General features: G+C 54.5%; 27 protein-coding genes. 9 read left to right on the plus strand and 18 right to left on the minus strand.

From position 1 onward, the window contains the following. Positions 1–3: 3 nt before the first annotated feature. Both nuoA and lrhA read right to left on the minus strand, forming a co-directional pair. Positions 4–444: an NADH-quinone oxidoreductase subunit NuoA gene (gene nuoA, locus HV355_RS04345; RefSeq protein ID WP_010433335.1), complete on the minus strand. Its 441-nt coding sequence runs from the start codon at positions 442–444 to the stop codon at positions 4–6. 631 nt (positions 445–1075) lie between these two features. Further along, a complete protein-coding gene (gene lrhA, locus HV355_RS04350) occupies positions 1076–2014 on the minus strand; it encodes a transcriptional regulator LrhA (RefSeq protein ID WP_089597911.1) in 939 nt (312 codons plus the stop codon). A gap of 938 nt (positions 2015–2952) precedes the next feature. On the opposite strand from lrhA, the gene alaA reads away from it, so the two are divergent. Beyond that, the gene (gene alaA / locus HV355_RS04355; RefSeq protein ID WP_008500204.1) at positions 2953–4167 is read left to right on the plus strand and encodes an alanine transaminase AlaA; all 1215 of its coding nucleotides are present in this window, start codon (positions 2953–2955) and stop codon (positions 4165–4167) included. Positions 4168–4285: 118 nt separating this feature from the next. Next, positions 4286–4885, plus strand: coding sequence for a 5'-deoxynucleotidase (gene yfbR / locus HV355_RS04360; RefSeq protein ID WP_010433329.1), 600 nt, complete (start codon positions 4286–4288; stop codon positions 4883–4885). Between the two features lie 79 nt (positions 4886–4964). Here the strand turns inward: yfbR and HV355_RS04365 are convergent, their stop codons facing one another. From HV355_RS04365 to yfbV, 4 genes are all read right to left on the minus strand, one after another. Then, positions 4965–6797 carry an SLC13 family permease gene (locus HV355_RS04365; RefSeq protein ID WP_108416641.1) on the minus strand — a complete coding sequence of 611 codons (1833 nt, stop codon included), beginning with the start codon at positions 6795–6797 and terminating at the stop codon, positions 4965–4967. Between the two features lie 75 nt (positions 6798–6872). After that, the gene (locus HV355_RS04370; RefSeq protein WP_182401029.1) at positions 6873–7532 is read right to left on the minus strand and encodes a sugar phosphatase; all 660 of its coding nucleotides are present in this window, start codon (positions 7530–7532) and stop codon (positions 6873–6875) included. An 11-nt stretch (positions 7533–7543) separates the two neighbouring features. After that, a complete protein-coding gene (locus HV355_RS04375; protein ID WP_126816635.1) occupies positions 7544–8038 on the minus strand; it encodes a YfbU family protein in 495 nt (164 codons plus the stop codon). 92 nt (positions 8039–8130) lie between these two features. After that, positions 8131–8586, minus strand: a complete 456-nt coding sequence (yfbV, locus tag HV355_RS04380; RefSeq protein WP_010433317.1) for a terminus macrodomain insulation protein YfbV — start codon at positions 8584–8586, stop codon at positions 8131–8133. 337 nt (positions 8587–8923) lie between these two features. Between yfbV and ackA the strand changes: the two genes are divergently transcribed. Together ackA and pta are read left to right on the plus strand one after the other, a co-directional pair. Further along, complete coding sequence (gene ackA, locus HV355_RS04385; protein ID WP_010433314.1) at positions 8924–10126, plus strand: acetate kinase; 1203 nt, start codon at positions 8924–8926, stop codon at positions 10124–10126. A gap of 76 nt (positions 10127–10202) precedes the next feature. Further along, positions 10203–12344, plus strand: a complete 2142-nt coding sequence (pta, locus tag HV355_RS04390; protein ID WP_010433310.1) for a phosphate acetyltransferase — start codon at positions 10203–10205, stop codon at positions 12342–12344. A gap of 115 nt (positions 12345–12459) precedes the next feature. On the opposite strand, the gene HV355_RS04395 is transcribed toward pta, so the two are convergent. From HV355_RS04395 to HV355_RS04415, 5 genes are all read right to left on the minus strand, one after another. Further along, positions 12460–13413: a transketolase family protein gene (locus tag HV355_RS04395; protein ID WP_182401031.1), complete on the minus strand. Its 954-nt coding sequence runs from the start codon at positions 13411–13413 to the stop codon at positions 12460–12462. Next, entirely contained in the window at positions 13406–14236 is an 831-nt protein-coding gene (locus HV355_RS04400) for a transketolase (RefSeq protein ID WP_182401033.1), read from the minus strand. Before HV355_RS04400 ends, HV355_RS04395 begins: the two co-directional genes overlap by 8 nt. After that, positions 14233–15624, minus strand: coding sequence for a PTS ascorbate transporter subunit IIC (locus HV355_RS04405; RefSeq protein WP_089597908.1), 1392 nt, complete (start codon positions 15622–15624; stop codon positions 14233–14235). The genes HV355_RS04400 and HV355_RS04405 overlap by 4 nt, the downstream gene beginning before the upstream one ends. 21 nt (positions 15625–15645) lie before the next feature. After that, complete coding sequence (locus HV355_RS04410; protein ID WP_003861447.1) at positions 15646–15918, minus strand: PTS sugar transporter subunit IIB; 273 nt, start codon at positions 15916–15918, stop codon at positions 15646–15648. A gap of 80 nt (positions 15919–15998) precedes the next feature. Then, positions 15999–16442 carry a PTS sugar transporter subunit IIA gene (locus HV355_RS04415; RefSeq protein WP_010433295.1) on the minus strand — a complete coding sequence of 148 codons (444 nt, stop codon included), beginning with the start codon at positions 16440–16442 and terminating at the stop codon, positions 15999–16001. A gap of 236 nt (positions 16443–16678) precedes the next feature. On the opposite strand from HV355_RS04415, the gene HV355_RS04420 reads away from it, so the two are divergent. Continuing rightward, positions 16679–17698: a LacI family DNA-binding transcriptional regulator gene (locus HV355_RS04420; RefSeq protein ID WP_010433293.1), complete on the plus strand. Its 1020-nt coding sequence runs from the start codon at positions 16679–16681 to the stop codon at positions 17696–17698. 3 nt (positions 17699–17701) lie between these two features. Here HV355_RS04420 and yfcD read toward each other — a convergent pair whose 3' ends face one another. From yfcD to yfcF, 3 genes are read right to left on the minus strand one after another with little or no spacing between them, the layout of a single operon-like run. Next, positions 17702–18268 carry an NUDIX hydrolase YfcD gene (gene yfcD, locus HV355_RS04425; protein WP_010433290.1) on the minus strand — a complete coding sequence of 189 codons (567 nt, stop codon included), beginning with the start codon at positions 18266–18268 and terminating at the stop codon, positions 17702–17704. Between the two features lie 55 nt (positions 18269–18323). Then, entirely contained in the window at positions 18324–18875 is a 552-nt protein-coding gene (gene yfcE / locus HV355_RS04430) for a phosphodiesterase (RefSeq protein WP_159077882.1), read from the minus strand. A gap of 56 nt (positions 18876–18931) precedes the next feature. Next, complete coding sequence (gene yfcF / locus HV355_RS04435) at positions 18932–19576, minus strand: glutathione transferase (protein ID WP_182401241.1); 645 nt, start codon at positions 19574–19576, stop codon at positions 18932–18934. A 139-nt stretch (positions 19577–19715) separates the two neighbouring features. Between yfcF and yfcG the strand changes: the two genes are divergently transcribed. The 4 genes from yfcG (at position 19716) to HV355_RS04455 (ending at position 22262) form a co-directional block, all read left to right on the plus strand. Beyond that, positions 19716–20345: a GSH-dependent disulfide bond oxidoreductase gene (gene yfcG, locus HV355_RS04440; RefSeq protein WP_100165823.1), complete on the plus strand. Its 630-nt coding sequence runs from the start codon at positions 19716–19718 to the stop codon at positions 20343–20345. Positions 20346–20420: 75 nt separating this feature from the next. Next, the gene (gene folX, locus HV355_RS04445; protein ID WP_010433280.1) at positions 20421–20789 is read left to right on the plus strand and encodes a dihydroneopterin triphosphate 2'-epimerase; all 369 of its coding nucleotides are present in this window, start codon (positions 20421–20423) and stop codon (positions 20787–20789) included. Between the two features lie 13 nt (positions 20790–20802). Continuing rightward, positions 20803–21696, plus strand: coding sequence for a TIGR01777 family oxidoreductase (locus tag HV355_RS04450; RefSeq protein WP_108416646.1), 894 nt, complete (start codon positions 20803–20805; stop codon positions 21694–21696). A gap of 44 nt (positions 21697–21740) precedes the next feature. Continuing rightward, complete coding sequence (locus tag HV355_RS04455; protein WP_174339892.1) at positions 21741–22262, plus strand: GNAT family N-acetyltransferase; 522 nt, start codon at positions 21741–21743, stop codon at positions 22260–22262. A 97-nt stretch (positions 22263–22359) separates the two neighbouring features. On the opposite strand, the gene hisP is transcribed toward HV355_RS04455, so the two are convergent. From hisP to hisJ, 4 genes are all read right to left on the minus strand, one after another. Next, positions 22360–23133, minus strand: coding sequence for a histidine ABC transporter ATP-binding protein HisP (gene hisP / locus HV355_RS04460; RefSeq protein WP_108416648.1), 774 nt, complete (start codon positions 23131–23133; stop codon positions 22360–22362). Between the two features lie 8 nt (positions 23134–23141). Beyond that, positions 23142–23855, minus strand: a complete 714-nt coding sequence (locus tag HV355_RS04465; RefSeq protein WP_010433272.1) for an ABC transporter permease — start codon at positions 23853–23855, stop codon at positions 23142–23144. After that, positions 23852–24538 carry a histidine ABC transporter permease HisQ gene (locus HV355_RS04470; RefSeq protein WP_089597903.1) on the minus strand — a complete coding sequence of 229 codons (687 nt, stop codon included), beginning with the start codon at positions 24536–24538 and terminating at the stop codon, positions 23852–23854. Before HV355_RS04470 ends, HV355_RS04465 begins: the two co-directional genes overlap by 4 nt. A gap of 88 nt (positions 24539–24626) precedes the next feature. Continuing rightward, positions 24627–25409: a histidine ABC transporter substrate-binding protein HisJ gene (hisJ, locus tag HV355_RS04475; RefSeq protein WP_182401035.1), complete on the minus strand. Its 783-nt coding sequence runs from the start codon at positions 25407–25409 to the stop codon at positions 24627–24629. Positions 25410–25441: the final 32 nt, after the last annotated feature.

Here is a 25441-nt window from a genome sequence, read left to right on the forward strand (position 1 = left end):
CTGTTACTGCTGACGATTAGAGATACTGTTTTCCGGGTTGATCTGCTCACGGCGTGAACGCGCAGGCGTCCAGTCCAGCGCGCCAATACGCACCAGATAAACCAGACCGGCCAGTAACACTAAAATGAAAATTGCGGCCTCGACAAAGCCCACCCAACCACTTTCGCGAATGGAGGTCGACCATGCGAAAAGGTAAAGCGCTTCCACGTCGAAGATGACGAAGAACATGGCTACCAGATAGAACTTGGCAGACAGGCGTAAGCGAGCGGTACCTACGGAATCAATACCTGATTCGAAAGGTGTGTTTTTGTGCCTTGCGCGGGCGCGACCGCCCAGGAACCAGCCGCCGACTAACATCAGGCAGCACAGGCCAATGGCTACAATAAGAAAGATTGCGAATGCCCAGTGATGAGCGATGACTTCTGTGGATGTTGACATACTCATTGCTTACTCATCAAAAGTGATACCGACGACACTGCTCTTGCTGGCAGATGGGCATCACATCGATTCATGGGGAGGAACAAATAACCTTACACTAACTGTCAGAAATGAGACATAGACAGCAAAATGATGGGGTTTTTTACTCCTTTCTATAACCTTTTGTCAACTTTAACAAAGGTTTCTTCACATTAAATGACATCAAGCGATTCTCATTAACATTTCATGCCCTTTTAACCCTGGTGGGTACCTGACTTTACGTCAAATGCATGTTGTTGAATCGTGTCCGTTTTGGAAGTAAAAAAAATAACCCTCCTATTTTGACAGGATTTGCCAACGATTCCTCCCCCCAAATAGGAGTATTTTCTTGATCTGAGACACGCTTTTGTTAATTCAATCAAGAAACCGGCAACATATTTCCTGTTTTTTTAACATTGAACGGGGAAGCGGCAAGTCAGAACGGAAAACGAACACGATTTAACCAAAAGCATTTAGCTCATTGATATTCAAAGCTTACCTGATGAAACCCTGTATTCGGAAAGGGTATTTTTACCAAAAAAAAACCACTTCACGCGAAAATCGCGCGAGTGGCTCTTTTTTACACTTACAATTTGTTACGAGAATTTTGAGTGTTTGATCACTCAAAGTCCCCTTCAACGATCAGGGAGTCATCCCCCCCTTCCGGAGTAACATGCTCGTATTGCCAGGGGTTATGGTAGTTTTCCATCGCCTCAAACACGACTTTCGCCAGCTCGTTATTGCTGGTTGCGTTGTGGCATAACAGATACTCCGTATCCGGCAACGCAGGAAGACCATCACTTTTACCCAACACGCGGAGGTCCGGACTCATCATTTCCACCGGACGCGCTGTTACGCCGAGCCCCGCTTTCACGGCAGCTCGAACAGCGGGTAGCGTTGAGGCCACATAGGCCAAACGCCACGGAATGTTGGCCTCGTTGAGCGCCGACAGCACCATATCCCGGAACGGACTTGGATCATCCAGTAAGACCAATGGAATGGGCTCACCTTGTTGCAGTACATATTCAGCCGCGCAATACCAATGCGTTGGAGAAGTCCGCAGCGTCAGGCAATCAAATTGCCCAGGACGATGCGTCGTGACCACCAGATCCACTTCATTCTCTTTGAGCATCTCAATCATAAAGGCATTACGCTTTACGCTAACATCCAGCGCAAGCTTCGGATAAACCGAACTGATACGATTGAGAAGAAACGGCAATATCGTATCCGCTGACTCATCAGATGCCCCTAATGTTAACACCCCCTGGAGGTTGCTAAACATTAAAGACATACATGCTTCATCATTAAAGCGAAGTATTTTCCTGGCATAACCCAGTAGCTGGATACCGTGTTCCGTTAAGAGCTTATTACGTCCATGACGTGCAAAAAGCTCTTTACCGACAAGTTGCTCCAGCCGCTGCATTTGCTGGCTAACGGCAGACTGGGTTCGGCAAACTGCGGCAGCAGCTGCTGCAAAAGTGTTGAGATCGGCGACCGCAACAAACGTTCTCAGCAGATCGAGGTCGAGATTCATTATCGGACGATTTGCATTTATCATATCTATTCACTTTCAGGTTGCTCGTGCGGAGCTGCCCGGGTTGAAGCTGTGTGTAACAGTTAAGCAATTCCCTCTGAAGGTTTCCCTCGCATCCCGGCCCGGCAGACTGCCTGACAGATAGTTATTGTGCTGCTGTATATCAACAGTCAGAAAGCACGTTTCATGACGTTATTTTTATTCTCTTAAACGTTCAGAATATTTAGATGTTCGCAGGTTTCTGTAAATTACATTAAAGGTATGACACCTTTACGGCCATCTTTATCGCAGCGCGGTTAACGTAGCAGGATGTGTTCGGCACACACCAGCCAGAGATAAATCCAACAATAACAATCAATTAATTTAGAAGAGCGGATCCAGATATACAAAACATAGGGCTCTGGTACCCGCTTTCCTGAAAGACATCTTAACCCAAATCCACTTTATTTATAAGTCTTATTGCAATATTAAGGATTAAGAGGGGCTGTTAAGCCTCTCAACTAATTTTATTAAAATTAACTAAAGTTGCATTTTGTTGGTTAATAATAAATAAATTTTAATTTAGATTAAGACCATTCATTAATAACACTTAACATTAATTTCACATGAGTAACTTTTAGCCTAAGCATACTATTCCAACAGTCTGTCTCGAAGCATCTGATTTTACGAAAAGTCACTTAGGGGAACTTCTTACTGCGTATTGGGCATGTTTTTTATTTTTATCAGCACAATATACAATCCAATTCAAAATAAACAGCACAATAAACTTCAGAACATATCTATCACATTACTTTAGCACAACAGAACCTACTGCAAGCAGTGAAATAGATTCCACAGGAATTGACGCGTTGTACAAAATCTTCTCCTGTACACCCTTCAAAACGAAGCGAGGGGGGAGTACATTGTTCCGTGCAGACTTCCACGGCAGGGAGTGGCAATACTAGCGAAAAGGTTAAAGGTTCATGTCCCCTATCGAAAAATCCAGCAAACTAGATAACGTCTGTTACGACATCCGCGGCCCGGTTCTGAAAGAGGCCAAACGCCTTGAAGAAGAAGGCAATAAGGTTCTGAAACTCAACATTGGTAACCCTGCGCCATTTGGTTTTGAAGCGCCGGATGAAATTCTGGTTGATGTGATCCGCAACCTTCCTACTGCACAAGGCTACTGCGATTCAAAAGGACTCTATTCCGCGCGTAAAGCCATCATGCAGCACTATCAGGCGCGCGGTATGCGTGACGTTACCGTTGAAGATATCTATATCGGCAACGGCGTCTCTGAACTGATTGTGCAAGCGATGCAGGCGCTGCTGAACAGCGGCGACGAAATGCTGGTACCTGCGCCGGACTACCCGCTGTGGACGGCGGCCGTGTCGCTGTCGAGCGGTAAAGCTGTTCATTATCTCTGTGACGAGTCCTCTGACTGGTTCCCGGACCTTGATGATATTCGCGCGAAAATTACGCCTCGCACGCGTGGCATCGTGATCATTAACCCGAACAACCCGACGGGTGCGGTCTATTCGAAAGAACTGCTGATGGAGATCGTCGAGCTCGCCCGCCAGCACAACCTGATCATTTTTGCCGACGAAATCTACGACAAAATCCTGTACGACGCGGCACAACACCACTCGATCGCTGCGCTGGCCCCGGATCTGCTGACCGTCACCTTTAACGGCCTGTCTAAAACTTACCGCGTAGCCGGTTTCCGTCAGGGTTGGATGGTACTGAACGGTCCGAAAAAGCACGCCAAAGGCTACATTGAAGGGCTGGAAATGCTGGCGTCGATGCGTTTATGTGCCAACGTTCCTGCACAGCACGCGATCCAGACGGCGCTCGGCGGCTACCAAAGCATTAGCGAGTTTATCGTTCCCGGTGGTCGCCTGTATGAACAGCGTAACCGCGCGTGGGAATTGATCAACGATATTCCTGGCGTCTCCTGCGTGAAACCTAACGGCGCGCTCTATATGTTCCCGAAAATTGACGCTAAGCGCTTCAATATTCACGACGACCAGAAGATGGTGCTCGACTTCCTGCTGCAGGAAAAAGTGCTGCTGGTTCAGGGTACGGCGTTTAACTGGCCGTGGCCGGATCACGTGCGCATTGTGACCCTGCCGCGCGAAGATGACCTCGAAATGGCCATCAGCCGCTTCGGGCGCTTCCTCTCTGGATACCATCAGTAACGTTGCCTTTCTGCCGGGTGGCGCTGCGCTTGCCCGGCCTACAAAATCCGCAAATTTGCATCTTGCCTCCCCTCCCCGCACAATGAACGCCTGTCGCAGTAAAGACAAAAGGTAACCTATGAGTCAGAGTCATTTCTTTGCCCACCTCTCCCGCCTGAAGCTGATCAACCGCTGGCCGCTGATGCGCAACGTCCGCACGGAAAATGTTTCAGAGCACAGTCTGCAGGTTGCGATGGTCGCTCATGCGCTGGCCGCCATAAAGAACCGCAAATTTAACGGGCAGGTCAACGCTGAACGTATTGCCCTGCTGGCGATGTACCATGATGCCTCGGAAGTACTGACCGGCGATCTGCCGACGCCAGTGAAATATTTCAACTCGCAGATTGCGCAGGAATATAAGGCGATTGAGAAGATTGCTCAGCAGAAGCTGATCGATATGGTGCCGGATGAATTACGCGATATCTTTGAGCCGCTTATCGATGAACATCAGTACACGGAAGATGAAAAGTCGCTGGTGAAGCAGGCCGACGCGCTTTGTGCCTACCTGAAATGTCTGGAAGAGCTGTCTGCAGGGAATAACGAGTTTTTACTGGCGAAAACGCGTCTGGAAAAAACGCTGGAGTCCCGCCGCAGCGAAGAGATGGATTATTTTATGCAGGTATTTGTGCCGAGCTTCCATCTGTCGCTGGATGAGATTAGCCAGGATTCCCCCCTCTGACTGTCGCCCAGCGGCGCTGCGCTTGCAGGGCCTACGGTTTGTAGGCCGGGTAAGGCGCAGCCGCCACCCGGCAATATTCTCAGAACGGGAACAGGACCGGAATTAACACCACGCATACCATCATCACCAGCACGGTGAACGGCACGCCAATCTTCACGAAATCACTGAACCTGTAATTCCCGGGCCCCAGCACCAGCGTATTCACCGGTGAAGATACCGGCGTCATAAATGCCGCGGAGGCCGCCATCGCTACCATCATCGCGAATGGATACGGCGACACGCCCATGGATTTCGCCATCGCCAGCGCAATAGGCGCCATCAGTACCGCCGTCGCGGTATTGGAGATAAACAGGCCGATGGAGGCGCACATGATAAACAGACAGACCATCATCATGTACGGCCCATACCCGCCGCCAACGTCCATTAAGCCTTTAACGATCAAATCCACCCCGCCGGTTTTTTGCAACGCCAGCGCAAAGGGCATCATCCCGACAATCAGAATAATGCTCGGCCAGTGAATGGCTTTATACGCGCTTTCGGCGTCAATGCAGCGGAATTTCCCCATCAGCAGGCAGGCAATGATGGCCGCGACCGGATTGGGGATTTCATCGGTCAGCATGAGTGCGACCATCAGCACCAGACAGAAAATCGCGTGAGGTGCCTGGCTGTGCGCCGGGGACGCATCGCTCTCTTCAACCGGCATATTGAGCACCACAAAATCACGCCCTTTTTGCCCGAGCTGGCTAATCAGCTTCCAGTTACCGACGACGAGAAAGATGTCACCCAGCAGGATCGGCTCATCCACCACTGCGCCTTCCATCGCCACGCCATCGCGCTTCAGTCCCACGACGTTCAAGCCATAGCGGGTTCGGAACCCCATTTCCCGCACGGTTTTCCCCAACAGCTCCGATTCCGGGATCAGCGATACTTCGGCCATACCGACGTCCAGCGCCTGGTCGGAGAAATACTCGCCGCGCAGCACCATCGGCTCCAGCAGCTGTTCGCTGCAAAACTCACGCAGGTCTACCTCTGCGGTGGACATATCAATCAGCAGAACGTCCCGCGCGCGGAATTCCGACACCCCGTTAACGTTGACAATCACCCGGCGGAAACGACGCCAGCGCTCCACGCCGATGACGTTCGCACCGTAGCGTTCACGGAGCTTAAGATCGTCCAGCCGCTGGCCAATCATCGGTGAGCCGGGGCGAATAGCCAGACGTCGTGCACGCCCGGTGAGACGGTACTCTTTAATCAAATCGCGAAAGGTGCGTCGCTTCCAGCCCTCTTTGCTTTTATCCTGATTTTCGCCTTTCAGGGCAAAACGGGTCAGCAGCATGTAGACCACGCCCATCACCAGAACGACCAGCCCAATCGGGGTAACGCTGAAAAAACTGAAGCCCTGGAATCCTTCGCGGATCAGTTCACTGTTGACGACCAGGTTTGGCGGCGTCGCCACCAGCGTCATCATGCCGCTGATCAAACCGGCAAAGCTCAGGGGCATCATCAGGCGCGATGGCGAGATCTGCATCCGCATGGAGACGCTCAGCACCACCGGAATAAAGATGGCGACCACGCCCGTTGAGCTCATAAACGCCCCCAGTCCGGCAACCGTCACCATCAGGTAGATCAGCATTTTGGTTTCACTGCTGCCCGCCACCTTCACCAGCCACGTTCCCATAATGGTCGCCACGCCGGTGCGCACCAGCCCGTCACCAATGATAAACAGGGCGGCGATAAGAATAACGTTGGGGTCGCTAAACCCGGAGAATGCCTCGGGTAGCGTGAGCGTGCCGCTCAGCACAAACGCGACGATGACAAACAGGGCGACGGCATCCATGCGCACCTTGCCTGTAGCGAAAAGAATGATGGCGATTAACAGCAGGCTCAGGACCCAAATCAGTTCACCGTTCACAACCTATCCTTGTCAGTGGAAGATAACGAATTCTGCCATAAAAAAGCCCCAACAATGTGGGGCTATATCATGGGATTACATTTTTAGCGAGACGGTTACAACTCCGCCGGGTCCCTTCGTGACGTTAATCGCGGTCAGTGTATTCAGCACAAAATCCGCCTCACTCAACCGGGGAGAGTCCGCCGGGACGTTAACGGCGATCACGCGGCTTCCTGCGTTAAGCCCGGCCAGCACGCCGGCTGCTGCATCTTCCACCACCACGCAGTCCGCCGGTGCAAGGCCCAGCAGCTCTGCCCCAAGCAAGAACGCATCCGGCTCTGGCTTGCCGCGCTTGACGCGCTCTGCAGTAATGAACACCTCTGGCTTCGGTAAACCCGCCGCCTTATGGCGAGCATGGGCTACGGGAATGGAGCCGGAGGTCACAATGGCCCACGGAATATGTGCTTCATTCAGATGTTCAAGCAGCTCGCGCGCGCCCGGCAGCGCGGTGATGCCTTCCGTATCGGTAGCCTCAATGTTCTCGAGGTATTTGAACTCTGCCTGAATCTCTTCCTCAGTACGTCCCGCTAAGAAGTGTCGCAAGGAGGTAATGGCCTGTTTGCCATGGATGAAATTCAGTACGTCCTGATGGTCGATGCCGTGCCTGTCGGCCCAATGGCACCATGAACGCTCCACTACCGGCAGCGAATCAACCAGCGTACCGTCCAGATCAAACAGAAAACCTTTACACTGCACACGCACCTCCGTCAGGCATTAATGATTTGTTGAATTTCGTTGCTGCTTAAATGGTACTGGCGCGGGCAGGAATGCCATACGCCCAGCATGCGCTGGTATTTTTCCCACATTGGGGTTTGCGCGTTAAAGCCGTGAGTACCCGCATCAAAATGGGTATAGCGCCCTTCGGTGTTCACCATAAAGCGAACGTAGCTCAGGTAGCGCGCTTCCGTTGCGGCATCAAAGCCTAAGAAGGTTACGCGGCGCTCGTCAATGGACTCGCGATCTTTGAGATTCGTCCAGGACACATGCAGCGCATGATACATCTCCATGATGTCGATCACGATGCGGCAGGTTTCTTCTTTCAGTTCGCCAAACTCGCGATCCAGTTCGCGCATCTGTAAACCAAACCCGCGTTCGACGATAGTTTGCAAGCGGCTGTAGCGTTCTGCGTTATCGGGATCAAGCATAGTCATCATCTTGTACTGGTTAGACAAAATCAGACGTTGGGCATGGGTCATTTCCATCTTTCGACTCCTGTAGCGCATTGCACTTTAAAAAAAAGACACGGTAACAGTTTGTTACTGTGCCTTCTTTTATTAGTCGTTTCGATGATCAATCACAAGTCATCAAGGAATGTTTTATCAAGTTGCTTAAAAGCGCGCTTGAGCGTGTCAGCCAGCGCCTGGTAATCCGGCTTGCCTTCGACCGGTGCCAGCGCCTGACCGGCTTCCTCAAGTTTTCCACGGACTTCATAAAACCAGTGTAAAATTGTAGGCGGCAGCGGCGTAATTGAGCGTTTCCCCAGCCACCATAGCCCCTGCATCGGCAGGCTCAGCGCAAAGAGCGCGGTGGCGACGGCGGGTCCAAGCTGGCCGCCGAGGGCAATTTGCCAGCACAAGGTAAAGATGGCGACAGGGGGCATAAAGCGAATCGCAAAGCGCGTGGCGCGGATAGTGCGGTTCTCTATAAACATCGGCGCGAGGCGCTTTTCCAGTGGCCACGTCTTCGCGTAATGCTGCCCCCGACGAAACAGACTAAAGAAATTCACGGATGGATTTTCGGGTGTCGACATGGCTGTACCTCAACTTCACATATAAAAATTAAAATTTTTGTGCAAAACCACAACAGGCTATGACAACGTTCAAAATATTTTGTCATCGCTACCCCGTATCGGGTATCCTGTGCCAGCCTGATAAGGCCGTAGACGAGAACCGTTAACTCGTCAAATTATCGCATATTATGCCATTGTCTGAAAAATGTTCAAAATGGCATAAAATCATAGGTATTTCTTTCATCATGCCGGAATGTTCGCCTGGCATGATGTTAATCATAAATGTCTGGGTCATCATGCGTTACGCTTTTAGACTCACTGACGTTTTTTTAGCCACGTATCAATAATAGGTACTTCCATGTCGAGTAAGTTAGTACTGGTTCTGAACTGCGGTAGCTCCTCACTGAAATTCGCCATCATCGATGCGCTCAACGGTGACGAGTACCTCTCTGGTTTGGCCGAATGTTTCCATCTGCCTGAAGCACGTATCAAGTGGAAGATGGACGGCAGCAAACAAGAAGCGGCTTTAGGTGCAGGCGCCGCTCACAGTGAAGCGCTGAACTTTATCGTTAACACTATTCTGGCACAAAAACCAGAACTGTCTGCTCAGCTGACTGCGATTGGTCACCGTATCGTCCACGGCGGCGAAAAATACACCAGCTCCGTCGTGATCGACGAATCTGTGATTCAGGGCATCAAGGACTCTGCGTCCTTCGCGCCGCTGCACAACCCGGCTCACCTGATCGGTATCGCTGAAGCGCTGAAATCCTTCCCGAATCTGAAAGACAAAAACGTGGCCGTGTTTGACACCGCGTTCCATCAGACCATGCCGGAAGAGTCTTACCTGTATGCCCTGCCGTACAGCCTGTACAAAGAGCATGGCGTTCGTCGTTACGGCGCACACGGCACCAGCCACTTCTATGTGACTCAGGAAGCCGCAAAAGTTCTGAACAAGCCGGTTGAAGAAGTCAACATTATCACCTGTCACCTGGGCAACGGTGGTTCTGTTTCTGCTATCCGCAACGGTAAATGTGTTGATACCTCTATGGGTCTGACCCCGCTGGAAGGTCTGGTGATGGGTACCCGTTCCGGCGACATCGACCCGGCGATCATCTTCCACCTGCACGACACCCTGGGCATGAGCGTTGACGACATCAACAAAATGCTGACCAAAGAGTCTGGCCTGCTGGGTCTGACCGAAGTGACCAGCGACTGCCGTTACGTTGAAGACAACTACGCAGAGAAAGCAGACGCTAAACGTGCAATGGACGTTTACTGCCACCGTCTGGCGAAGTACATCGGTTCTTACACTGCACTGATGGAAGGCCGTCTGGACGCGGTAATCTTCACCGGTGGTATTGGTGAGAACGCGGCGATGGTTCGTGAACTGTCCCTGGGCAAACTGGGCGTTCTTGGCTTCGAGGTTGATCACGAGCGTAACCTGGCTGCCCGCTTCGGCAAGTCTGGCTTCATCAACAAAGAAGGTACCCGCCCTGCTATCGTTATTCCAACTAACGAAGAGCTGGTCATCGCGCAAGACGCGAACCGTCTGACTGCCTGATTCCACACCGCCAGCAATGCTGGCGGTGCTGTTTTGTAACCCGCCCAATCGCGGCGGTAACGAAAGAGGATAAACCGTGTCCCGTACTATTATGCTGATCCCTACCGGAACCAGCGTCGGCCTGACCAGCGTCAGCCTTGGCGTGATCCGTGCTATGGAACGCAAAGGCGTTCGTCTGAGCGTCTTTAAGCCTATCGCCCAGCCGCGTGCCGGTGGCGATGCGCCAGACCAGACCACCACCATCGTTCGCAAGAACTCCAATCTGCCAGCGGCTGAACCGCTGAAGATGAGCCACGTTGAATCTCTGCTGTCAAGCAACCAGAAAGACGTGCTGATGGAAGAGATCATCGCCAACTACCACGCTAACGCGCAAGACGCGGAAGTGGTGCTGGTTGAAGGTCTGGTCCCGACGCGCAAACACCAGTTTGCCCAGTCTCTGAACTTTGAAATCGCGAAAACCCTGAACGCAGAGATCGTTTTCGTGATGTCTCAGGGCACTGACACCCCAGAGCAGCTGAACGAGCGTATAGAACTGACGCGCAGCAGCTTCGGCGGCGCGAAAAACACCAACATCACCGGCGTGATCGTGAACAAACTGAATGCGCCAGTGGATGAACAGGGCCGTACTCGCCCTGACCTGTCCGAGATCTTCGACGACTCTTCTAAAGCGAAAGTCATCAAGATTGATCCGGCTAAGCTGCAGGGATCCAGCCCGCTGCCAGTACTGGGCGCGGTGCCATGGAGCTTCGATCTGATTGCCACCCGTGCAATCGATATGGCGCGCCACCTGAACGCCACCGTGGTTAACGAAGGCGACATCAACACCCGCCGCGTGAAGTCCGTGACCTTCTGTGCGCGCAGCATTCCGCACATGCTGGAGCACTTCCGCGCAGGTTCCCTGCTGGTGACCTCCGCAGACCGTCCAGACGTGCTGGTTGCAGCCTGCCTGGCCGCGATGAACGGCGTGGAAATCGGTGCGATCCTGCTGACCGGTGCCTACGAAATGGACCCACGCGTCAGCAAGCTGTGCGAACGCGCGTTCGCCACCGGCCTGCCGGTCTTCATGGTGAACACCAACACCTGGCAGACCTCCCTGAGCCTGCAGAGCTTCAACCTTGAAGTACCGGTTGATGACCACGAGCGTATCGAGAAAGTTCAGGAATACGTTGCGGGCTACATCAACGCAGACTGGATCGAATCCCTGACGGCGACCTCCGAGCGCAGCCGCCGTCTGTCTCCTCCAGCATTCCGTTACCAGCTGACCGAGCTGGCGCGTAAAGCGGGCAAACGCGTTGTTCTGCCAGAAGGCGACGAACCACGTACCGTTAAAGCCGCTGCTATCTGTGCAGAGCGCGGCATCGCGACCTGTGTGCTGCTGGGTAACCCGGATGAGATCACCCGCGTGGCGGCGTCTCAGGGCGTTGAGCTGGGCGCTGGCATCGAAATCGTTGACCCTGAAGTGGTTCGCGAAAGCTACGTAGCCCGTCTGGTGGAGCTGCGTAAGAGCAAAGGTATGACCGAAGCCGTTGCGCGCGAACAGCTGGAAGACAACGTGGTGCTGGGCACGCTGATGCTGGAGCAGGACGAAGTTGACGGTCTGGTTTCCGGTGCGGTTCACACCACGGCGAACACCATCCGTCCACCGCTGCAGCTGATCAAAACTGCACCGGGTAGCTCCCTGGTTTCTTCCGTATTCTTCATGCTGCTGCCTGAACAGGTTTACGTTTACGGCGACTGCGCGATCAACCCGGATCCAACCGCAGAACAGCTGGCGGAAATCGCTATCCAGTCCGCGGACTCTGCGATTGCCTTCGGTATCGAACCGCGCGTAGCAATGCTCTCCTACTCCACCGGTACCTCTGGTGCAGGTAGCGACGTAGAGAAAGTGCGTGAAGCGACCCGTCTGGCGCAGGAAAAACGTCCTGACCTGATGATCGACGGCCCGCTGCAGTACGATGCTGCGGTAATGGCTGACGTTGCGAAATCCAAAGCGCCGAACTCGCCGGTTGCAGGTCGCGCTACCGTGTTCATCTTCCCGGATTTGAACACCGGTAACACCACCTACAAAGCAGTACAGCGTTCTGCAGACCTGATCTCCATCGGGCCAATGCTGCAGGGCATGCGCAAACCTGTGAACGACCTGTCCCGTGGCGCGCTGGTTGACGATATCGTCTACACCATCGCTCTGACCGCGATCCAGTCTTCGCAGCAGCAGTAATTGTAAGGTCTTGCCGGATGGCGCTTCGCTTATCCGGCCTACAGGACCGTAGGCCCGGTAAGCGTGAGCCCCACCGGGCAACAAAAAGGCGACCACAAAGGGTCGCCTTTTTTATTTACAGCAGCTCTCTCGCCGCCGACACAATGTCATGTGCCGTCAGGCCATACTCCTTCTGCAGGAAATCCTGCGTACCCACCTGGCCGTAACGCTCCTTGACGCCCACCCGCCGCATCGGTACCGGGCAGGTTTCCACCAGCACTTCCGCCACCGCCGATCCCAGCCCGTTGTGAATGCTGTGGTTTTCACAGGTGACGATGCGCCCGGTTTTCTCGGCGTAGTTTTTCACCACCATCCGGTCGATGGGCTTCAGGGTAAACATGTCGATAACCGCCGCGCTTACCCCCTCCTGCTCAAGCTGGCGAGCCGCCTCCAGCGCTTCCGCCACCATGATGCCGTTGGCAATCAGGGTAATATCGCTTCCTTCGCGCAGCACGTTGCCTTTGCCAATGGTGAAGGTTGAGCCCGGGGCGTACACGCTCGGCGCCTGTTTACGAATGGTCCGCACCCAGTAGAAGCCTTCGAGGTCGATAAGCTGGCGCAGCACGTCCTCGAACATCACCGCGTCGGTCACCTCCAGCACCACCGAGTGCGCCAGGCCGCGTACGATGCCCATATCCTCAAATGACATATGTGTCCCGCCGTTGTGGCAGGCCGTCACGCCCGCGTCCGACGCAATCACCTTCACGTTGTTACGCTGGTAGTCCAGGGACATAAACAGCTGATCGAAGCAGCGGCGGCTGGCAAACGCGGTAAAGGTGTGCACGAACGGCTTACGTCCGGTAAGCGACAGCCCCGCCGCGGTGCCGATGACGTTGGCCTCCATAATCCCGCAGTTAATCACGTGCTGCGGATAATCGCGCGCCACGCCGTCCATCGCCATCGAGCTCATCAGATCCGCTTCCAGGGCGATAATCTCGCTTCCTGCCTCAATCTGCTTTGCCACAAAGCCCGCGTAGACCTTACGCATCTCAACGGCGTCTTTCTCTCCTGCCGGTGCAACCTTAATCATGTGAAGCCTCCAGTTGGCGAATCGTCTCGTTGAGGGCCGCTTTGCTCTCTGCGGTCAATCGCAGGTGGTGCGAATTGCTGAGCTGCTCCAGATACGGCACCCCCTGCCCTTTGATGCTGTCGAGGATGACAACTAATGGACGCGCTTCGGCCTCGGGGGCCCGCGACGTTACCGCCAGCAGACCCGGAATGTCGTCGCCCTTCACCGTCGCCACGTCAAAGCCAAAGGCGCGGAATTTCCCCTCCAGGTCGAACGCGCTGATGATCTCGTCCAGCTCGCCGTCGAGCTGCTGCTTGTTCCAGTCCACGAACACCGTCAGATTGTTCAGGCGATGGTGGGCGATAAACTGGAAGGCTTCCCAGCATTGTCCCTCGTTCAGCTCGCCGTCACCGACGATGCAAAACACCCGATTCGGTCGCCCCGCCAGCTTGTGCGACAGCGCCATACCGCCCGCAATGGAGATACCCTGCCCCAGCGAGCCGGTGGTGGCATCCACGCCGCGCGTTTTCAGGCGGTCCGGATGGCTTGGCAGCCGCGTGCCGTTTTGGTTGAGCGTCCTCAGCTCTTCAACGGGGAAGTAGCCCTTGATCGCCAGCGTACTGTAGAGCGCCGGGCCCGCGTGTCCTTTCGACAGGACAAAATAGTCTCGCTCCGGCCAGTCCGGATCCGCCGGGTCGATTTTCATCACCGAGCCGTACAGCACGGCCAGGGTTTCAACCACCGACATACTGCCGCCGTAGTGGCCAAAGCCCAGCTGCGTCAGGGATTTCAGCGTCTCAAGACGGATCTGACGCGCGAGTTCGGTTATCTCTTTCTCATTCATGATTTGGCTCCGGTGTTTTCCTGCGCGTTACCGCCTGCAGGTTTGTTTTTCGCGAAGACGTTGTACGCCACCAGCAGCGCGAACAACGCCACAACCAGCCCGGTAATGGCAAGCGGCGACAGGAAGCGCGCCAGGTTGCCGAGCACAATCCCGACCGCACCGAAATCAGCGTCCGAGAAGGTGGTGTTGGCAAAACCAATTGCGCCCAGCACCGGCAGTAGCAGAACCGGCAGGAAGGTGATCAGCAGGCCGTTAGCAAAGGCACCAATCATTGCCCCGCGACGTCCGCCGGTAGCATTACCGAACACGCCCGCCGTTGCGCCGGTGAAGAAGTGCGGTACCACGCCCGGGAGGATCAACACCCAGCTGAACTGGCCGCAGATGAACAACCCCACAATCCCGCCGAGGAAGCTGAACAGGAAGCCAATCAGCACCGCGTTTGGCGCATACGGATACACCACCGGGCAGTCCAGCGCGGGGCGCGCGTTGGGCACCAGTTTTTCCGAGAAGCCGGTAAAGGCCGGGACGATTTCCGCCAGTATCAGGCGCACGCCCTGCAGGATGATGAACACACCTGCCGCAAAGGTGATCGCCATGATGATGGCGTAGACCAGGTAGTTCTGGCCGCCGCTGAAGGTCGCCTCTACGTACTCACGTCCGGCGCTCACCGCCAGGATGAGGTAGATAATCATCATGGTCAGGGAGATGGAGATCGAACTGTCGCGCAGGAAGCTCAGGTTCTTCGGCAGGTTCATCTCTTCCGTTGAGCGGGAGCCCTTACCGACCTTGCTGCCAATCCAGCCAGACAGCACGTAGCCCAGCGTGCCGAAGTGGCCGAAGGCAATCTCATCGTTGCCGGTTATGCGCTTCATGTAGCGCTGCGCAATCGCCGGGAAGAAGGCCATGATCAGGCCGAGGATTAGCGAGCCGGTAAAGACCAGACCCACGCCCTCAAAGCCCGCCACCGTCAGGATCACGCCAATCATGCACGCCATGTAGAAAGTGTGGTGACCTGTCAGGAAGATGTATTTCAGGCGGGTAAAGCGCGCGACGATAATATTCGCCACCATCCCAAAGGCCATAATCAGCGCGGTCGAGGCACCGTATTTTTCCAGCGCAATCGACACAATCGCTTCATTGTTTGGAATAATGCCCTGAATAGTAAAGGCGTGCTCAAACATTCCGCCCAAAGGATTTAACGACCCCACCAGCACCGTGGCGCCGCCGCCCAGCACAATAAAGCCGAGAATAGTTTTAATAGTTCCTTTCACCACGTCTGAAAACGCTTTTTTCTGCGCAACCAGACCGATTAAGGCAATTAATCCCACCAGCACCGAAGGAACTTTTAAAATATCAACAACGAAATTCAGCGTTTCAAGGATAAACATATCCACCTCGCCTAATCAGGGTTATTGTCTTTCGAACCAGGCACGCAGCTGCGCTTCAAGTTCGTTGATGTCGATGATGTTGTTGATCACCACCAGCTGGCTTTCCGGCACGCTGGCGCTGGCCGCGATATCTTTTGCCATCACGAACAGGTCGGCTGCGCCAGGCGTTGCAGACGAGAGATCGGAGTGTTCAACCTCTGCCTCAATTTCCAACTTTTTAAGTACCTTTTTGATATTCATTTCGACCATAAAACTGCTGCCAAGGCCGGACCCGCAAATAGCCATGATTTTCATTGTTGTTCCCTTATTTTGAGTAGAGTACGCCCCACCACGCTGACGCGTAATGTTGTGAATAATCGGATTAAAGAATTAAATCAGAAGCGGTCAATAATGGTTTTTATCTCCTCCCGCGTATTCGCCTGATGTAATTCAGCCATATCCTCATCGCTGGAAAATAATTCTGCTAGCGCCGAGATCATTTCGATATGGCTATGTTTGTCCGGTGCCGCCAGCATGACTATTACGTCGACGGGGTCAAACTCACCGGCACCGAAAGAGACACCTTTTTTCAGTTTTAATAATGACAGGCCGAGTCCTTTCGCCCCTTCTTCCGGCCGCGCATGCGGCATCGCCAGCCCTGGTGCCAGCACGTAATAAGGACCCAAAGTATGATGCTGCTCGATGATGGCCGTGATGTATTCCGGCGAAATCACCTGCAAATCCAGCAGCGGCTTCGCGCACAGCTCCAGCGCCTGCGGCCAGTCCTCTACGCTCTCCTGCAACGTGATGGTTGTATCATATATCCATTTTTTGAGCACTTTGCCCTCCGGCTACAACGCTAAAGATGAGCAAACTTTATTCAACACCTCAATGAATGACTGCGATCAGGATCACAAAGATAGCGCTACCAATAGTTAACATGCAGAAATGTGATAGCGCTATCAAATTGCAATCACGGTGCTAAATCACAGCAAAAAAAGGGATTTAAGGCGTATACTGCCTTTCACGTGAAGCGAAGGATGAAAGTAGTCGCGCCCTGTTAGCAGGAAGGTGTATGTCTCTAACCCGAAAACGACGCAGTACCGGTAAGGTGACGCTGGCCGATGTCGCACTGCTTGCCGGTGTGGGCACAATGACCGTGTCCCGTGCGCTCCGCACGCCCGAACAGGTTTCCGATAAACTGCGAGAAAAAATAGACGCTGCGGTGCAGGAGCTGGGCTACATGCCTAATCTTGCGGCCAGCGCGCTGGCGTCAGCCTCTTCATGGACGATCGCAATGGTTGTTCCTAACCTCTCCGAAGCTGGTTGCTCAGAGATGTTCGCCGGGCTACAGCAGGTGCTGCAACCCGCCGGATATCAGATCATGCTGGCAGAGTCCCAGCACCGTCTTGAACAGGAAGAGAAATTACTGGAAACGCTGCTGGCGTCAAATATCGCCGCCGCCATTTTGCTCAGCGTCGAGCACACGGACACCGTGCGCCACTGGCTGAAAAATGCCTCCATTCCGGTGATGGAAATGGGGGCGATGCGCGCCGATCCGATTGATATGAATATCGGCATTGATAACGTCGCCGCTATGTATGAACTGACGGAAATGGTGATTCAGCGCGGCTATCAAAATATCGGCCTGCTGTGCGCAAACCAGGAGCAGTGGATTTTCCAGCAGCATTTGCAGGGCTGGTACAAAGCCATGCTTCGCCACCATTTGTCGCCGAACAGAGTGATTAACGCCGCCATGCCGCCAAATTTCTCCACGGGCGCGGCACAGTTGCCGGAATTCCTGCTGGCCTGGCCGGAGCTGGATGCGCTGGTGTGCGTCTCGGACGAACTGGCCTGCGGGGCACTCTATGAATGCCAGCGTCGACGCATTAAAGTGCCGGACGATTTAGCAGTGGTAGGCTTTGGCGATAGCGACGTGAGCCGCGTCTGTCAGCCGCCGCTGACGACCATGGCGGTACCGCATCGTAAGATTGGAATTGAGGCCGGGAAAGCGTTGCTGGAACGTCTGAATGATGGAGACTGGCGCGACCATAAACCTATCGCGTCCAGCCTCTGTCTGCGGGAAAGCTGTTAAGGCTTACTCAGCCTCTTCCTCTTTTTCCGCTTTGCTTTCTGGCTTAGCGGATTCGTTTTTGGCGTTGCGGGTCATCCACAGCGCCAGTGCTTTTAAGGAGTCCGGGGTGAATTCGTCGCAACGCGCGGTGATCTCTTCCGGCGTCATCCAGCAGACTTCGCTCACTTCCTCTTCCTGCAGGGCGAAAGGCCCGTGAGAGACACAGCTGAACAGCCCGCCCCAGACGCGACAGTTTTCGTCCTCGAAATAGAACTGGCCGTGCTCGGCAAACGGCACACCGGCGATACCTAACTCTTCTTCTGCTTCGCGACGCGCGGAATCCAGCAGCACTTCATCTGCCTGCACAACGCCGCCCGCCGTGGCATCCAGCATACCGGGGAGAAAATCTTTGGTGTCCGTGCGGCGCTGGACCAGAATCTTGCCCATGCCGTCATGCACAACGATGTATGTTGCACGGTGACGCAGACGCTCCGCGCGCATTTGTTCGCGGCTGGCCTGCGCGATCACTTCGTTCTCTTCGCTGACAATGTCAACCCACTCAGTACTTGCCAAATGATTCTGCTCCACCATCGGGAAACCTTCTCGTCTAAGCGCTCTTTCGGCGCGTTTGCAGTTGAGGTGTAACTTACGGATTAATCGCTATCTGCGCAATAACTTGCTGATCATTAAGTGCGATAACGCGCAGGGTATTTCCATCCAGCATGCCATAGCTCGCCGGATTACCGCCTTTCGGAATGCTGACCGAACCGGGGTTAAAGTGATAAATCTCACCGCGTTTTTCCGCTACCGGAATATGAGTATGACCATAAACCAGGACATCGCCAGCGGCGAGTGCCGGTAGGTTATCCGGGCTAAAAAGATGACCGTGAGTCAAAAAAAGACGGCTCTTTTCCAGCAGGACCTGCTGCCAGGGCGCGGTGATGGGAAAATGCAGCAGCATCTGGTCAACTTCACTGTCGCAGTTACCGCGCACCGCGATAATACGCGAGGCATGCTCATTCAGTTTTTCCGCCACCTGCGCGGGTGCATACCCTTCCGGCAGCGCATTTCGCGGGCCATGGTTTAACACATCGCCCAGCACCACCAGCCACTGTGCCCCGCTTTCGGCAAACAGAGAAAGAACGCGCTCGGTAGCGGGCAGCGATCCATGGATATCCGACGCAAACATCAGTTTCATCAGTCACTCCTCAGGAAAACAGACTGCCCCTATCATACCTGAAGCGCCAGGGCTTATCAGCCCGCACGCTTAGCGGAGAGTGCCACATAGCGCTGTACGGAAGCGCGCTGCCACTGGAATGCAGCATAATCCACCAGCAGTTGCGGAACCTCGTCGCCGTTGAGGATCAGACGGTTCAGCATCAGCGCCAGATCGGTATCCGCAATGCACCACTCGCCGAAGAGATTCGGGTTACCGTGCGCCAGCAATGCAGACGCGGTCTCAATCAGCTTATGCGCACTGGCGCTGCCCTCCGCGCTCAACGCAGGCTTTTTCACGGCGGCGAAAACCACGTCAGTGGAACGTTCAACGCGGATCGGCACCAGATCGCTGCGCAACCACGCCTGGATCTGCCGTGCTCGGGCGCGCTTTTGCAGATCGTGAGGATAAATGCGCTCCCACTCCGGCGGCGCAAAGCGATCTTCAAGGTATTCATCGATCGCCGAGGATTCGCTCAAGGCAAAACCGTCAATCTCCAGCATCGGCACGCGTCGGGTCAGGTCGTAACCCTGCCACTGCGGCTTCAGATGTTCGCCACTGTCCAGATCGATGGTCTTCAGGGTGAAAGACAATCCTTTTTCCGCCAGAGCGACGTAAACGCTCATCACATAGGGTGAAAAATAACAGGCATCGGACCACAATGTTATCGCAGGCTGGTTCATAACTTCCTCATTGGCTGAACGGTTTTCACTCAACATATAATCTCTTTGGCTCGCTGTCACTTGACGAAAACTCACGATTTACAACAGGCACCTATACTGATTTTTATGGCATCACTTTTCACACTAACAGGAGTTGAGAATGATCGACCTTTACTATGCCCCTACCCCAAACGGCCATAAGATCACCCTTTTTCTGGAAGAAGCCGAACTGGAGTACCGGATCATTCGCGTGGATATCAGCAAAGGCGATCAGTTCAGGCCGGTCTTTCTGGCGATATCGCCCAACAATAAAATTCCGGCCATTATTGATAATCTGCCCGCCGACGGCGGCAGGCCGTTAAGTCTGTTTGAATCCGGGGAGATTTTGCTCTACCTGGCGGAGAAATCCGGCAAGCTGCTGAGCGGTGAACTGCGTGAGCGTCACCACACCCTGCAATGGCTTTTCTGGCAGTCGAGCGGTCTCGGGCCGATGCTCGGGCAAAATCATCACTTTACCGCCTACGCCCCGCAGCCTATTCCTTATGCTATAGAACGCTATCAGGTTGAAACCCAACGATTATATGGCGTGCTAAATCGTCGGCTGGAGAAAACGCCGTGGCTTGGCGGCGATCATTACAGCATTGCCGACATCGCCTGCTGGCCGTGGATCAACACCCATGAAAAACACCGAATTGACCTGGCGGCATACCCTGCCGTGAATAACTGGTTTGAACGGATTCGGACCCGCCCTGCGACCGAGCGCGCCATGCAAATAATCCAGCAGATTTAGACCACTGCCCCGCTGGGTGCATGACGCGCTCTCATGTATTATGGGCAGCAAATACTGACACGGAGAAGACCTGCAATGTCACAGCATGACGCGATTATACGTATAAAAAATTTACGCTTACGGACGTTCATCGGTATCAAAGAGGAAGAGATTGCCAACCGGCAGGACATTGTCATCAATGTGGTTATTCACTACCCCGCAGACAAAGCGCGGGCCAGCGAAGATATCAATGACGCGCTGAACTATCGCACAATCACCAAAAACATTATCCAGTACGTGGAGAACAACCGCTTCTCTTTGCTGGAAAAATTAACTCAGGATGTGCTCGATATCGCACGCGAACATCACTGGGTCACTTATGCTGAAGTCGAGATCGATAAACTTCACGCCCTGCGTTACGCCGACTCCGTCTCCATGACGTTAAGCTGGCGACGCCAGGCATAAACCTGGAGGTTGTATGAAGATTCTGCTGACCGGCGGTACAGGCCTGATTGGCCGTCATCTCATTCCCCGTCTGCACGCGCTGCATCACGAGATTACCGTGGTGACGCGCAGCCCGGAGAAAGCACGTCAGGTGCTGGGGGCAGGAGTCGACATCTGGAAAGGACTGGCTGAGCAGCAGAATCTGGACGGCTTTGACGCCGTCATCAACCTCGCGGGTGAACCCATTGCCGACAGGCGCTGGACCGAAGAGCAGAAGCAGCGGTTGTGCAGCAGCCGCTGGACTATCACCGAGAAGCTGGTCGAGCTGATTCGCAACAGCCATACGCCGCCATCGGTGCTCATTTCAGGCTCTGCGACGGGCTATTACGGCGATCTCGGCGAAGTGGTGGTGACCGAAGAGGAGCCACCGCATAACGAATTTACCCATAAACTCTGCGCCCAGTGGGAGCGTATCGCCTGCGCGGCGCAGAGCGATCGTACCCGCGTCTGCCTGCTGCGTACCGGCGTGGTGCTTGCGCCGAAAGGCGGCATTCTGGGTAAAATGCTTCCTCCCTTCAAGCTGGGGCTCGGCGGGCCAATTGGCAACGGGCGTCAGTATCTGGCGTGGATCCACATCGACGATATGGTCAATGGCATTATCTGGCTGCTGGATAACGATCTGCGCGGGCCGTTTAATATGGTTGCGCCCTATCCGGTGCGTAATGAACAGTTTGCCCACGCGCTGGGGCATGCCCTGCATCGTCCGGCGATTTTACGCGTGCCTGCGACGGCGATCCGGCTGTTGATGGGAGAATCATCGGTGCTGGTGCTCGGCGGACAGCGCGCCCTGCCAAAACGTCTGGAAGCGGCCGGCTTTGCCTTCCGCTGGTATGATTTAGAAGAGGCGCTGGGGGATGTGGTGCGCTGAATATGTTACAGTGATACGCCATGTTCCGATGAAATGGCGTAACAATGGCAACCATCACCACTCCCCGGCTTCACCTCACCCCTTTCGAACCCTCTGACTGGGCGTTCTTCCGCTCGCTGCGCGAAAACCGCGACGTCATGCGCTATATGGCCGCTATTGCACCCGAAAAAGAGACCCGACGCGTGTTTGCTGCACGCCTGATGGCGGAGCATGTTTTCGTGATTCGTTTTCAGGATGACGATACGCCGCTGGGCGATATCGGCCTGCAAATCAGCCCTGAGAACCGTGAAGAGGCGGATATCGGCTACACGGTTGTGCCTGCCGCGCAGGGAAAAGGCATCGCCAGCGAGGCGCTGCGCGCGGTATGTGACTATGCGTTTAGCCAGACCAGCGTAAAAGCGATTAACGCGTACGTGCTGGCGGACAACGCCGGGTCTGTGCGGGTGCTGGAGAAAGCGGGGTTTGTGCGTACGCAGGTGCTGGAAAAGGCGTATGAGATTGACGGCGTACGTTATGACGACTGGGTGTACCGGCTGGAGTGTGCCGGACGGCAACGGAATTTGTAGGCCCGGTAAGCGAAGCGCCACCGGGCGATTGGGCGGCACTGCGGCCTGATGCCCTCACCCCAACCCTCTCCCACGGGGAGAGGGAGAAAGGCAAAACCTACTTCAACGATCCCTTCAGGAACTGCTGCAAACGCGGGCTTTGCGGGTTCGCTAACACCTCGTCCGGATGCCCCTGCTCTTCAATTTTCCCCTGATGCAGGAAAATAACGTGGTTGGAGACGTTACGGGCAAAGCCCATCTCGTGCGTCACCACCACCATCGTTTTGCCCTCTTCGGCCAGCTTCTGCATGATGCGCAGCACTTCGCCAACGAGTTCCGGGTCCAGCGCGGAGGTCGGTTCGTCGAACAGCAGCACCTCAGGCTCCATCGCCAGCGCGCGGGCGATGGAGACACGCTGCTGCTGGCCGCCGGAGAGATGCACCGGGTACTTCATCTGCTGGCGCTCGTCGATACCCACTTTCGCAAGGTATTTCACCGCGCGTTCGCGGGCTTCCTGCTTGTTCAGCCCCAGTACCTGAACCGGCGCTTCCATCACGTTCTCCAGCACCGTCATGTGGCTCCAGAGGTTGAAGTGCTGGAACACCATCGTCAGGCGCGTACGCAGCAGGCGCAACTGATGCTTATCTGCCACCTTCAGCTGGCCATCTTTATCGCGCACCAGATTGATATTCTGTCCGCTCACCACGATCGAGCCTTCGCTCGGCTTTTCGAGGAAGTTAATGCAGCGCAGGAAGGTACTTTTACCCGAGCCGGATGAGCCGATAATACTGATCACATCGCCTGCGTTAGCCTGCAGCGACACCCCTTTCAGCACTTCATGTTCGCCGTAGCGTTTGTGCAAATCAATAACGTTTAATTTGTTCTCAGCCATCATCTTTCTCAGTGCGTCGAAGGTTTTATATGCTGCAACCAGCGTTTTTCAGCCTTACGGAACAGGCTAATCAGAACATAAGAGATAATTAAATAGAGCACGGCCGCAATGCCAAACGCAGTAAACGGCTGATAGGTCGCGGAGTTAATATCGCGCGCAATTTTGAGCAGGTCCGGCACCGTCGCGGTAAAGGCGAGCGCGGTGGAGTGCAGCATCAGAATCACTTCGTTGCTGTACGCAGGCAGCGCAATGCGCAGCGCCGACGGCAGAATGATGCAGCGATAGAGCTTCACCGACGAAAAGCCGTACGCCCGCGCCGCTTCGATTTCACCGTAAGGGACAGAGCGGATCGCCCCCGCAAAGATCTCAGTGGTATAGGCGCAGGTATTGAGCGTCAACGCCAGCACCGTACAGTTCAGGCCGCTGCGGAAGAACGCATTGAGCATCTCTGTGCCTTTCACGATCTCCAGCGTGTACATTCCCGAATAGAACACCAGCAGTTGCACGTACAGGGGCGTACCGCGAAACACGTAGGTGAACAGCCAGATCGGGAACTGGATAAATTTGTTGTTCGACACGCGGCCAATGGCAAGAAACACCGCCAGAATACCGCCCATCACCACGGAAGAAATCAGCAGCCAGAGCGTAATCGCCACGCCGGTAAAGCGGTAGCCATCCGTCCACAGCAGGGATTTCCAGTATTCCTGAATAATCTCAATCACAGGTCAGCCCTCTTCACACCCACGGAGTAGCGGCGCTCGAGCAGAAGCAGCACACCATTGGAGACCGTCGTAAACACCAGATAAATCACGCCACAGACTACCGCAAAGTAGAAGGGCTCCCAGGTACTCTTGCCCGCCAGCTGAGTCGCTTTGACGACGTCTTCCAGACCAAGCAGCGAGACCAGCGCTGTCGCTTTGAGGATAACCTGCCAGTTGTTTCCGATGCCCGGAAGCGCATAGCGCATCATGGCCGGGAACATGATCCGGCGAAACGTTTGTGAGGAGGTAAAACCAAATGCGGTTGCCGCTTCAATGTGCCCTCTCGGGACGGCCATGTAAGCGCCACGGAAGGTTTCCGTGAAGTAAGCACCGTAGATAAAGCCGAGGGTAATAATACCGGCTACCATCGGGTCGATATCGATCTGTTCCATGCCGACGGCGTCGGTAATACCGTTCAGCGCGATCTGCAGTCCGTAAAAAATCAGCAGCATCAGCACCAGATCGGGTACGCCGCGAATAAGCGTGGTATAGCCTTCGAATATGAGCGCCAGGGGTTTATTCGCCGACAGCTTTGCCCCTGCGCCCGCCAGACCTATCAGCACCGCCAGTACCACGGAGCTGATAGCCAGCTCAAGGGTGACAAGCGCGCCTTGTAAAATAACGCCAGAAAATCCGTACAGCATACCGCGTGCCCTGTCGTGTCGTGAGTAGTGGAACCGTGTCTTTTCCCCTCCCTGAGTGGGAGGGGCCGCACGTTATTTGACGGGGCGATTAGCCGCCGTAAACATTAAAATCAAAGTACTTTTTCGCCAGCTTGTCGTAGGTGCCATCAGCACGCATTTCGGCGAAGGCTTTGTTCAGCGCTTCACGCAGCTCGTTATCTTCTTTGCGCAGGCCCATACCGGTGCCCACACCAAACAGCTTCACGTCCTTAATGGACGGGCCGCCAAATTTGTAATCTTTACCCACCGGCGTTTTCAGGAAGCCTTCGCTTGCCGCGACTTCATCCTGGAATGCCGCATCAATTCGGCCTGCCGTCAGGTCTGCGTAGATATTTTCCTGGCCCTGATAAGAGACGATTTCGATCCCCTTCGGCGCCCAGTGTTCGTTGCCGTAGGTTTCCTGCGTGGTGCCCTGCAGCACGCCGACGCGTTTGCCCTTCAGCGACTCAAGGGTAGGCTGAATGTCTGAAGACTTAGCCACCACCAGACGAGAATCCGCTGCGTAGAGTTTGTCGGTGAAGGCAATCTCCTGCTGGCGTTTTTCGGTGATGGAAAGAGAGGACATGATGACGTCGATTTTTTTCGCTTTCAGCGACGGGATCAGGGCATCCAGCGGGTTCTCAACGTAGGTACATTGCGCTTTAATACGTTTGCACAGCTCATTGGCCAGATCGATGTCAAAACCCACCAGTTCACCCTTCGCATTTTTCGATTCAAAGGGGGCATAGGTAGGGTCAGTACCAATACGAATTTTTTGCGGAGCGGCTGCGAAAGCCGCGGTGGCGCTGGAAAAGGCCAGTACCAGAGAGAGTGACAACACGAGTTTTTTCATATCTATCCTCAACAAACTGTCTTCATACGGTT

The organism is Enterobacter sp. RHBSTW-01064, from assembly GCF_014103035.1.
GTDB classification, from domain to species: domain Bacteria; phylum Pseudomonadota; class Gammaproteobacteria; order Enterobacterales; family Enterobacteriaceae; genus Enterobacter; species Enterobacter mori.